An 11,849-nucleotide genomic window follows, 5' to 3' on the forward strand; every position below is an offset into this window, starting at 1 on the left:
GCGTTCAGGTTTACTCGCTGACAGTCACTTTTTCAATGATGACGTCTTCGCGTGGAACGTCTTGGTGGAACCCGCTGCGGCCAGTTGAAACACCTTTGATTTTGTCAACAACATCCATGCCTTCAACGACTTCAGCAAATACACAGTAGCCCCAGCCATCTGGACGCTCTGAACGGAAGTTCAAGAAGTCGTTGTCAACAACGTTGATAAAGAATTGTGCTGTTGCTGAATGAGGGTCGTTAGTACGAGCCATTGCCAAAGTACCACGGGTATTTTTTAAACCGTTGTTTGCTTCGTTTTTAATAGGCGCTTTAGTGTTTTTTTGTTCCATTCCTGGCTCAAAACCACCGCCTTGGATCATGAAACCATTAATAACACGATGGAAAATGGTATTATTGTAAAAACCTTCACGGCAGTAAGTTAAAAAGTTTTCGACTGTAACGGGTGCTTTATCGTCAAACGTTTTGATAACAATGTCACCGTGATTGGTATGAAATGTAACCATAATAGCTATCCTGAATAATTGTTTTTTGTGCGCTAACTTGCGAAAGCGTTGAGATCAGCACGTTTATATCACAGATAAAACCTGACTTGAAGCGGAAGGAAGCTTAGTCGGCCGTTTATAGCATAATAGATGTGTATTAAACCTAATCAATAAACTGAAAAGGAAGCGGGTAAACCCTTGCATTCTTAAGGTGATCGGGGTTCAATAACATGATATTTTATCGGTAGAAATCGATAATCATTTTTCAAATAAATGGAAAAGTTCAGATGCTACAAATTTTTAATACACTAAGTCGTCAAAAAGAAGAGTTTAAGCCCATCCACGCAGGGAAGATTGGGATGTATGTGTGTGGCATCACTATCTACGACTTGTGTCATATCGGCCACGGCCGTACATTTGTGGCATTTGATGCAATTAGCCGCTATTTACGTTATTTGGGTTACGACTTAAATTATGTACGCAACGTCACCGATATTGACGATAAAATCATCAAACGTGCAGCAGAAAATAATGAAAGCGTCGAAGCGCTAACAACGCGTATGTTGGCTGAAATGCACAAAGATTTCGATGCCTTAAATATTTTACGCCCTGATAGCGAACCACGAGCAACGCGTCATATTGGTGAAATTATTGAATTAACCCAAAGCTTGATAGAGCGTGGTCATGCTTATGTCGCTGCGAATGGCGATGTGATGTTTGAAGTCAAAACCGACCCAAATTATGGTCTGTTATCTCGCCAAGATTTAGAGCAGTTGCAAGCAGGTGCTCGCGTCGAGGTCGCTGATGTAAAACGTAATCCAATGGATTTCGTCTTGTGGAAAATGTCTAAAGAAGGCGAACCAAGTTGGGAATCCCCATGGGGTTTAGGCCGCCCAGGCTGGCACATTGAATGTTCGGCAATGAACAGCAAAACGTTAGGCAACCATTTTGATATTCACGGTGGCGGCTCTGATTTAATGTTCCCACACCATGAAAATGAAATTGCTCAGTCTACCTGTGCTCATGATGGCCCTTACGTGAACTACTGGATGCACTCCGGTATGGTTATGGTAGACAGAGAGAAAATGTCTAAATCTCTCAATAACTTCTTCACTATTCGTGATGTACTTGAGTATTACGACGCAGAAACAGTGCGTTATTTCCTGTTATCAGGCCATTACCGCAGCCAATTAAACTACACGGAAGAAAATTTGAAGCAGGCACGTTCAGCACTTGAGCGTATGTACACTGCATTACGTGGTACAGATAAGTCAGCAGTTCCTGCTGGTGGTGATGAATTTAAAGCACGTTTCATTGAAGCGATGAATGATGACTTTAATACACCTGAAGCCTATTCGGTATTATTTGATATGGTTCGTGAAGTTAACCGCCTGAAATCAGAAGATATGTCAGCAGCAAATGGTATGGCTGCACAATTGCGTGAGTTAGCAAGCGTACTGGGTTTATTAGAACAAGACCCTGAAGTCTTTTTAAAAGGCGGCGCACAAACTGAAGATGATGCGGAAGTGGCAAAAATCGAGGCATTAATTCAACAACGTCTAGATGCACGTAAGAATAAAGATTGGGCGCAAGCGGATGCGGCTCGTGATGAACTTACTGCCATGGGGATAGTGCTTGAAGATGGTGCATCTGGCACTACGTGGCGTCGCAAATAATACGCGTCATATTTCGCGCTGTGGCGGTGTTGCCATCACTTGGCTACTTGGGTCACATACTTTTGTATGCTCCCCAAGTTATCATTTTGAGTACTGATTGATTTAAAAATAAATTTTCATGTGTTCAAGCGGTTAGATATTGATATCTAACCGTTTTTGTTTTGGGGAGAGATAAAAGCCCCCCAGTTAAGGGGGGAAGTAAGACTACCAACAGGGACTAGGAATGGAACTTAAAGTTGTGTGATTAAGCGATACTCGCCATTTCTTGTTGAGCCTCTTTGGGCGTTGTTTTTTTGACAATGGCATAAAGCACACCTGAAACCACCGTACCAGCCACTATCGCGAATAAATACATCAATACATGATTAATAGCTCCGGGTATTAACAGCACAAATAAACCACCGTGAGGTGCCATTAGCTGAATACCAAAGTACATGGATAGCGCCCCTGTTATTGCGCCACCAATAATGCAAGTAGGAAGAACACGAATCGGGTCTTTGGCGGCAAATGGGATTGCACCTTCTGAAATAAAACATAAACCGAGAACAAAAGAGGCTTTACCTGCTTCGCGTTCAGCAGGTACAAATTTATGTCGTGCTAATAGTGTTGCAACACCCATTGCCAGCGGTGGCACCATCCCCGCTGCCATAATTGCCGCCATTGGTGCATAGGTTTGTGAACTTAATAGACCGACACCAAAGGCATATGCCGCTTTATTGACAGGGCCTCCCATATCCGTACACATCATCGCTCCTAAAATTGCGCCTAAGATCACCGCATTAGTCGTCCCCATGGTATTTAGCCAGTTAGTTAGCCAATCCATTAACCACGCTACAGGGTGACCAATAACATAGATCATGGCTAAACCCGTAAATAAAGTGGAAATGAGTGGCACGATTAAAATTGGTTTTAACGCTTCCATAGTTTGTGGCAATTTTAATCGGGTGCTAATAAAGTGAGCACTATAACCCGCAAGGAAACCGGAAATGATCCCGCCTAAGAAACCGGCGCCTAAAGTGGTTGCAAGTACCCCACCGACTAAACCTGGGGTTAAACCCGTTCTGTCGGCAATGGAATAGGCGATATAACCGGATAACACGGGGACCATTAAGGCAAGGGCAGTTTGCCCGCCAATGAGGCTAAGCGCCCAAGCCAGTGATCCTTCTACATTGGATGCATCTAAGCCAAATGCAAATGAAAGCGCAGTACATAATCCCCCAGCGACAACCATGGGGAGCATATATGATACCCCGGTAAGTAAGTGTTTATATACTCCGCGTTTTTCGTTGGATTGGCTTGATTGTGATGAATTTTTTCCATTTTGTGGTGTGAATATATTCGCTTCTTTTACTGCTCTATCCATTTCTTGTGCTGTTTTCTTCAATGCGGCACTGGTGGAGGTGCGGTACATGGGTTTCCCCGTAAACTTATCCACATTGACTTCGATATCAGCTGCGACAATGACTAAGTCAGCTTGTGCAATTTCTTCTGGCGTAATTTCATTCCCAACCCCGACAGAACCACGGGTTTCAACTTTGATATTCCAGCCGCGTTTTTTTGCTTCAGCTTCAAGTGCTTCTGCAGACATATAGGTGTGCGCAACCCCTGTAGGGCACGCTGTAACGGCTAATACAGAGTACGATTTCGTGTGCTGTGGCTCACTGATGTGTTGCTCACAAAGTGTGGCTTCGTTAATTGTTGATGTTAGGAATTCAGCAGGTTGCCTAACAGCGATATCGGGGTGACCGAAATAGATTTTTTTATCTGCACAATTAAAATTTTCAGGTAACTCGGTATCAAAACAAATCACAATATCTGCATCAGTAAGTTGTTCAGTGAAAGTGATATTTTGTAAGGTAGATACATTCTTTAAAGCATCGATGGCTAGCCAGCAAATAGCAGGGCCTTGCTGGTGGCTTGGAGCGATTAATATTTTCATGTTTTTCATCCTCATTCAGCCGTAAACGGTTGTAAGTCAACCTTTGTCATCATATGTGCAAGTTGCGCTCGGTCAGTGATACCGACATTGGGTTGAGAGACTGCAAGCGCGGAGATAGCGGTAGCTAAGCGTAGTGTGTGCTCACTTGTTTGCCTCATCATTAACCCATAAATTAATCCACCAACCATTGAATCCCCTGCGCCAACGGTACTAATAACGTCACATTCAGGTGGTTTAGCAAACCAAGCGCCTGATGAATTGACCCACATAGCGCCTTTTTCGCCTAAAGAAACTACTACATGCGCAATACCTTGTTGGCGAAGTTGATTCGCGGCATCAACGATATCTTGATGAGTTGGGAGCGGTTTGCCTGCCCAAATTTCAAGTTCACGATGATTAGGTTTTACTAACCAAGGAGAAGCTTTGAGCCCAGCGACAAAGGCTTCGCGGCTACTATCAAAAATGACACACATGCACTGTTCTCTAAGGCGTAACATCCATTGAGTAAAGTCTTTTAAATCAACTCCTTGAGGCAAGCTCCCACTGACGCAAATCATATCAAACTGACCTGCCCAGCTAAGTGAGTCGGTGACGAAACGTTGCCAGTCCGCTTTAGTGACACTGAAGCCTGAGAAGTTAAAATCGGTAACTTCGCCGGTGTGCTCTGTCAGTTTCACATTGATACGGGTGCGGCCTTCAACAACTTGAAAGCGGTTAGCAATTCCTGTTTCGCTGAAAGCTTTTTGGAAACCATCTTGGTTTTCTTTGCCCAAAAAACCACCAACAGTGACATCAATCCCTAAATTTTTAAGTACTTTGGCCACATTTATGCCTTTTCCAGCGGCATGAAGCCCAGCCGTTTTGACTAAATTCACATCACCTCGATGAATATCAGGTAATAGCCCAACCAAATCATAGGCGGGGTTCAAAGTGATAGTGGCGACTCTTCTGCTCATGCGATTTCTTCTCCAAGACCTGAATTAATTGCCTCACCGATGGTAACGATGGCTTTTTGTGCATCTGTGCCTTCTGCGTGAATTCGTAAACGGTGCCCACATTTAGCGCCCAAACTAACAATTTTCATTAAGCTACGGCCATTTACGGGAGTTGCAGTACCATCAAGATTACTGACGGTAATTGTGCTTTCGAATTGCTTAATGGTGGTAACTAACTGGGTGCTAGGGCGCGTATGTAACCCATGTGGATTAAGAATGGTGAAGTCCTGAGTGATTCCAGATGTACTCGTATCCGATGATCCGTTTTCTTCGTGTGAGTTTTCACTGCGCAATAAACCAATTAGGCTGTTAACGTTACCATCATCGGAAATTAGATTTACTTCTTTATTTTTCAATAAGTCATTAATTTTTAGTAAAAAAGACTCTATTTGATAGTTGGCATAAGAAAGGGTGATTAGGGCGTTGACCGGGTTATCTTGAAAGTTAAATGGATTTTTTACGGTCGCTATTGCAATTGCATTCTGAATATTTCCAATAGGGCTATCACTTAACCAAATACCTTGACCTAAATATGAAGGTGTTTGAGTGAGAACTTGGGTAATGAAGTCGGTGCTAACAGCTTGGGCGTTTTGTAGGTTAATAATATTCTGTATTTTTAATGTGTTTATATTATCAACACTGGCATTAACCGTGACCATAGAGTCATCAAGTTTCACCGGTTGAGTTTGGCGTTCACCCATTAGAAGTTGTTTTAAGGCTTCGGGGGTGTTTGCTTTGGCCATTGCATCCGCTGTGTGTTCATCACTGATTATATGGGTTAATTGACGAAGTAATTCGAGATGTTCGTTTGATTGAGCGGCAATGCCAATAACAATATAAGCAGTTTGGTTATCCCCCCAATCAATACCATCAGGGAATTGGAAAACAGCAAAACCTGTTTTCAACACTTGGTCTCGTGTCTCTGTTGTCCCGTGTGGGATAGCGATGCCATTTCCTAAAAAGGTAGGAGCTTGGGTTTCTCGGTTAAGCATCCCTTGCGCATAACCGCTTTTTGCATAGCCAGCATTTTCTAATGCTTTAGCGACTTGTTCTATTGCATTTTTTTTATCAGATGCAGCAGCTGCAAGGTGGATATCACTTATTGGTAAGTTAAACATAATTTCTCCTGATTATTATTTATAGACGGATCAGCCAGAAGACTTGCAAGCGGACCTGATTATTTGTTAATCATGTTATCGTTAACAAGATTAGCTGAATCGTTTAGTCTTGTCTATGCAGTTAAGGTGTGAAATACAAAAAATGAGATCTAAGTTAAATTTTTTAAGGGGTGATTTTCGCATTTTTTATCTGTTTTAAGTTAAAGCTGAAGTGGTTGCTGAAGATTTTTATTTATATAAAACAATAAATTAGATTTTCAATATATTTGATTGCTTAAATGCTTAATACAGTAAAAATGATTTAAAGAAAAAATTCTTCTAGAACTTCAAAATGGCTTTGTCAGTCTTGTAATAAATCAGAATATTTTGAATAAAAGGGAGGGGGAGTGCATTGTTGATTCTAGAAAGGAGGTAAGCTGAAGTTTTTCAGCTTACCTAATTGCATCTATTCTACAACTTTGATTTTTTCGCTGCCCATTGAAACGATTTTACCCGCTACAATTTTACAGCGCTTGCGTGTTTCGACCACGCCATCAACTTCAACTAAGCCATCTGCAATCATGGCTTTTGCCATTGCTCCGCTTTCAGCCCAGCCTTCAATTTTTAGCAAATCACACAGTTCGACGTGTGGATGGCCATCTAAATTGAATATATCCATGATAACTCCAAAATTACATTAAATATCGTGGTACTCTTCACATGCCTGAAGGGTATTTTGAATTAAAGTTGCAACAGTCATTGGGCCAACACCACCAGGAACTGGGGTTATCCAAGCGGCGTTTTTCGCGGCTTCGTCAAAATCGACATCCCCCGTGACTTTGCCGCTCTCTAAACGATTAATACCGACATCGACCACAATCGCTCCAGGTTTAATCCATTCACCAGGAATAAAATTGGGTTTCCCCACAGCGACGATAACTAAATCAGCATGGCGAACATGGTGTTCTAAATCTTTGGTAAAGCGATGCGTTACTGTTGTGGTGCAACCTGCTAGCAGAAGCTCTAGGCTCATTGGACGACCAACAATGTTGGATGCGCCAATAATGACGGCGTTTAAACCATAAGTGTTGATACCGCAACGCTCAAGTAGAGTAACAATCCCTTTGGGAGTACATGGACGAAGGCGTGGTGCACGTTGGCACAAGCGACCAACATTATAGGGATGAAAACCATCAACGTCTTTGTCTGGATGAATGCGCTCAATGACTTTGACGTTATCAATACCAGCAGGTAATGGTAATTGAACTAAAATTCCATCAATTTCAGGATCTTGGTTTAAATCATCAATTAGCTTGAGTAATTCAGCTTCTGTCGTTGTATCTGGTAAATCATAAGAACGTGAAATAAAACCGACTTCTTCACAAGCACGGCGTTTGCTGCCGACATAGATTTGTGAAGCTGGGTTAGCGCCGACTAAAATAACGGCAAGACCGGGAGCACGTTTTCCCTGTTCTAAACGTAATTGTACTTTTTGGGCAACTTCCTGCCTAATTGTCTGCGCAATCGTTTTCCCATCAATAATTTTTGCTAACATCTGTAACTTAATCCATATATGAGACACGGTAATGGCTCTATTTTGTCAGAAGTTAGCGCCCTTGTCAGTTCAAACTATTACATAAAATGAGCATATAGTTATTTTAGTAGCGAAAAGCCATTGACTCAGCGCTCAGCAACCGTATAATTCAACGCCATCAGCCAGATAGGCTGCCCGCATTATCAATGCGCCCTTAGCTCAGTTGGATAGAGCAACGGCCTTCTAAGCCGTAGGTCACAGGTTCGAATCCTGTAGGGCGTACCATTTTGAAGTCAATGGACATCAACTGATGTCTTTTTTTATGCTTAAAATTCAGTGGATTAACTGATTTTAACCTTTCTTCGTTCAACTGACATCTACCTATATCAACCTACATCAAGTAATATTTGTTGGTATATGCGTTGGTACATACAGGTTCAATGAATTCTTATACCAACACAAACTCATGGGAGTTCCTATATGGCACTAACAGATGTGAAGGTAAGAGCGGCAAAGCCTGCCGATAAAGGATACAAACTCACTGACGGTGAAGGAATGCACCTTTACGTGCATGCTAATGGTTCTAAATACTGGCGGTTACAATATCGATTCGACGGAAAACAAAAAACATTAGCTCTTGGCGTTTACCCTGAAATTTCCTTAGCTGATGCAAGACAGCGTCGAGATGAAGCAAAACGTCAAATAGCTAACAACATTGATCCTTCAGAACAGAAAAAGCTTGAAAAGATAGAACGCAAATCGGCGGTTAATAATACATTTCAAGCCGTAACCCTCGAATGGCACGAATATAAAAAGCCAAACTGGTCGAAAGGTTATGCTGAAGATTTAATGGAGTCATTTGAAAATGACATCTTTCCTGATCTAGGTAAAAGGCCAATAGCTGAAATAAAGCCACTAGAGGTACTCAGTACGCTGCGTAAACTAGAAAAAAGGGGAGTGCTAGACAAGTTACGTAAGATCCGTCAAGCATGTAACCAAGTCTTCAGATACGCTATTGTAACGGGTAAAGCTGAATATAACCCTGCTTCTGAACTTGCTAGCGCATTAACACCACCCAAAGCACAACACTATCCACATTTGCTTGCTAACGAATTACCTGAATTTCTTAATGCATTAAATCATTATTCAGGTAGCCCAATCACTCGGCTAGCAACTAAAATTCTGATGTTAACAGGCGTGAGAACTATTGAGCTACGTTTAGCAGAATGGGGTGAGTTTGATTTCGAACGCTGTATTTGGGAGATCCCCAAAGAAAGAATGAAAATGCGCCGCCCACATCTTGTTCCATTATCGACTCAAGTCATCACGGCATTACGTGAAGTTCGAGCCATTACAGGACGCTATAAGTTGGTATTCCCCGGTAGAAATGACATTACCAAGCCAATGAGCGAAGCGAGTGTTAATCAGGTCCTTAAACGTATTGGTTATCATGGAAAAGCAACTGGACATGGTTTTAGGCACACAATGAGCACTATCTTGCATGAGAAGGGATTCAATACGGCATGGATTGAGCTTCAACTTGCTCACGTTGATAAGAATACCATCCGTGGTACGTATAACCATGCTCAGTACCTTGAAAACAGAAGAGAGATGATCCAGTGGTATGCGGACTATATTGATGAGTTGGAGTGTGGGGTAGGGAATGTGGTGAGTGTGAATTTTTAGTAATCAATAGACATCTTCAGCAATAACAGTGAAGATGTCTAAAATTTTTATAGGATAGTGAGCATATTAGCTCAGATAGTCAATTTTAGATAAAGTGGTTTAGCGATGATTTCTGGTGCAAAGAGAGGCAAAAATGAACGTAAGGGGCTACATTCTTGGCATCCTTACTATGCAGGTTATTCAGAGTCTTTTGTGAAATCTGTCTTGCATGTAGAAAAATTAGAATGCGGTTCAACAGTGCTTGATCCTTGGATTGGTAGTGGAACTACTGGCATTGTTTGTCAAAAATTGGGGATAAATTGTATTGGTATTGATATTAATCCAGTAATGAGTTATTTCGCTGCCGCTAAGAGTAAAAGTATTATTACAGAGCTACAATTTGATTGTAGAGAGTATTTGAACAAGATTTTAGATGCTTTTACGCATTATAGTAAATATGAAAATAGTGATATATCATTATTTCAGCAGTCAAAAAAATACTACGATATAATTTGTGGTATTTTTAGTAATGAAAAAGATGCAGAGTATATTAATTCAATCAAAGCATTTTTTTGTAGTGTTCTTTTTGTGACAATTCGTAAGAATTTCACGATAAAAACTGGGTCTAATCCTACATGGATTTCTAAAAAATCCGTGTCAAAAAGTGTACAATTAGATTTTGTTATTGAATATAAAAATAACTATGAGAAAATGATTCATGAGTTAAAAGATAATTATTCTGATAATTATGGGATGTCAAGTTATAAAGTATTTAATGCCGACAGTAAGAAGCTACCTATTAGTAATTCTTCAGTTGACTTAATTATAACATCACCTCCTTACTTAACTAGAATTGACTATGCTGTCTCAACAAGAATTGAATTAGAGGTTATATCTGGCATTGATGGATATGACTTAGTTAGAAAGCAGACTATGGGGACAACAACAGTCCCTTCCATTCAAGATGACATAAGTCCATTATGGGGTGATATTTGTCTGGATGTTTTATCTAGAGTTTCTAAACATTATTCAATAGCATCAAATAGTTATTATCTTAAAAATAAAATAAGATATTTTCATGATGCCTATGAATCTCTTTTGGAAATATATAGAGTACTAAGTAATGGGAAATCAGCCTATTTAGTAATACAGAATTCATATTATAAAGAAATAGAAATTCCTTTATACAGCATTTACTGTGAAATGGCAAAAGGAATAGGGTTCTCTAAACAAGAAATTGTATATGAAGAGAATGTTAAAGTAATATTGGGACAGATTAACAGCAGATCATCCATTTATATTAAAGATAAAAAATATTTTGAAAAAGTAATAAAGGTGACAAAATGAACCACAATGTAAGTAATCTACTTAATCAGATTGATGATAAAAGAGATGAGGTAGTAACTGATTCATATACGGCAACTTGGAGAGAGCTAATAAATTTATATAGAGATAATGAAATAACAATTTCACCAGACTATCAAAGACTTTTTAGATGGGATAATTCAAGGCAAAGCCAGTTTATTGAATCATTATTATTAAATATACCTACTCCAACTTTATTTTTTTATATTGATAAAGAGGGGAAGCAAGAAGTTATTGATGGATTACAGCGCATCAGTACTATTATCAGGTTTTTTTCTGAGGAAATTTTTAGTAAGGAATTAATTGATAATGCTAAGAAAATTAATTCAATTAATGATATAAAAAACCCAACTGTTTTAGAAGATACTCCAATTGTAACTGAATTAGAAGGCTGGGAAGCTAAAAGCTTACCTGAAAAAGTTACAAGAACGATAAAAAATGCAAGGGTTAACATTGTAATATTAGAGCAGGAAACTAAAGCAGAAACAAAATATAATGTTTTTAAGAGGTTGAATAGATCTGGAGTGCGATTAAGTGACCAAGAAATTAGAAATTGTATGGCAAGACTAGTTGGATCAAATTTTGCTAATAGATTAAGAACATTAGCTGAAATTCAAGATATAGTGAAAGCTTTAGGAATTAATGAAGAAGGTCAAAAATCTCAAGGTGTAGAGGAGGCATTATTAAGAATAATGGCTTCCTTGACATACTCAGATAAATTTGTTCATGGAGTATCTGATTTTTTAGATGAATTTATGTTTTATGCTGCAGAAAATAATGTAATAGATATTAATTTTGAATTAAAAATAAAAAGAACATTTGATTTAATTAATCTTGCTGAACTATCAGGGAAAGCATTTAAATTTAGAAAGGATGGACAACCCGTAGGGGCTTTTAGTACTAATTTGTTAGATGTAGTTGCTGTGGGGATCTTTAAGAATGTTGATAATTTAACACCATCAGAGGTAGCTAAACGTTTTGAGTATTTGATGACAGTTAAAATGGATGAATTAAGATCTTGTACTGGTGCTGGCTCTAATACTAAATTAAAATTAGAGAAAAGAATTAACCTTGGTGAAGCGGTGTTTAGTTAA

Annotated in this window: 10 protein-coding genes and 1 tRNA gene; 5 read left to right on the top strand and 6 right to left on the bottom strand. The window is 39.6% G+C overall.

Annotated elements, in window-relative coordinates; translation table 11 throughout:
* Positions 1–10: 10 nt before the first annotated feature.
* A complete protein-coding gene (gene ppiB, locus PZ638_RS05375; protein WP_004260260.1) occupies positions 11–505 on the bottom strand; it encodes a peptidylprolyl isomerase B in 495 nt (164 codons plus the stop codon).
* Positions 506–771: 266 nt separating this feature from the next.
* Here ppiB and cysS point away from each other — a divergent pair, with 266 nt between their 5' ends.
* Positions 772–2,160: a cysteine--tRNA ligase gene (gene cysS, locus PZ638_RS05380; RefSeq protein ID WP_094960986.1), complete on the top strand. Its 1,389-nt coding sequence runs from the start codon at positions 772–774 to the stop codon at positions 2,158–2,160.
* Positions 2,161–2,404: 244 nt separating this feature from the next.
* On the opposite strand, the gene fruA is transcribed toward cysS, so the two are convergent.
* The 5 genes from fruA to folD form a co-directional block, all read right to left on the bottom strand.
* Positions 2,405–4,099 (bottom strand): PTS fructose transporter subunit IIBC, encoded by a 1,695-nt coding sequence (fruA, locus tag PZ638_RS05385; protein ID WP_241098180.1) that lies wholly within the window; start codon positions 4,097–4,099, stop codon positions 2,405–2,407.
* Positions 4,100–4,110: 11 nt separating this feature from the next.
* The gene (gene fruK, locus PZ638_RS05390; protein WP_004260245.1) at positions 4,111–5,055 is read right to left on the bottom strand and encodes a 1-phosphofructokinase; all 945 of its coding nucleotides are present in this window, start codon (positions 5,053–5,055) and stop codon (positions 4,111–4,113) included.
* Entirely contained in the window at positions 5,052–6,212 is a 1,161-nt protein-coding gene (fruB, locus tag PZ638_RS05395) for a fused PTS fructose transporter subunit IIA/HPr protein (RefSeq protein ID WP_206277281.1), read from the bottom strand. Before fruB ends, fruK begins: the two co-directional genes overlap by 4 nt.
* Before the next feature lie 445 nt (positions 6,213–6,657).
* Positions 6,658–6,870, bottom strand: coding sequence for a ribosome-associated protein YbcJ (ybcJ, locus tag PZ638_RS05400; protein ID WP_094960990.1), 213 nt, complete (start codon positions 6,868–6,870; stop codon positions 6,658–6,660).
* 18 nt (positions 6,871–6,888) lie between these two features.
* On the bottom strand, positions 6,889–7,746 hold the full coding sequence (gene folD, locus PZ638_RS05405) for a bifunctional methylenetetrahydrofolate dehydrogenase/methenyltetrahydrofolate cyclohydrolase FolD (RefSeq protein WP_094960991.1): 858 nt from the start codon (positions 7,744–7,746) through the stop codon (positions 6,889–6,891).
* A gap of 187 nt (positions 7,747–7,933) precedes the next feature.
* On the opposite strand from folD, the gene PZ638_RS05410 reads away from it, so the two are divergent.
* From PZ638_RS05410 to PZ638_RS05425, 4 genes are all read left to right on the top strand, one after another.
* Positions 7,934–8,010, top strand: a tRNA-Arg gene (locus PZ638_RS05410).
* Between the two features lie 195 nt (positions 8,011–8,205).
* On the top strand, positions 8,206–9,411 hold the full coding sequence (locus PZ638_RS05415) for a tyrosine-type recombinase/integrase (RefSeq protein ID WP_206277917.1): 1,206 nt from the start codon (positions 8,206–8,208) through the stop codon (positions 9,409–9,411).
* 105 nt (positions 9,412–9,516) lie between these two features.
* Positions 9,517–10,737, top strand: a complete 1,221-nt coding sequence (locus PZ638_RS05420) for a DNA methyltransferase (protein WP_180312471.1) — start codon at positions 9,517–9,519, stop codon at positions 10,735–10,737.
* Positions 10,734–11,849: a DUF262 domain-containing protein gene (locus PZ638_RS05425; RefSeq protein WP_180312472.1), complete on the top strand. Its 1,116-nt coding sequence runs from the start codon at positions 10,734–10,736 to the stop codon at positions 11,847–11,849. The genes PZ638_RS05420 and PZ638_RS05425 overlap by 4 nt, the downstream gene beginning before the upstream one ends.

Origin of the sequence: Providencia hangzhouensis, from assembly GCF_029193595.2 — a bacterium.
GTDB classification, from domain to species: Bacteria; Pseudomonadota; Gammaproteobacteria; order Enterobacterales; family Enterobacteriaceae; genus Providencia; species Providencia hangzhouensis.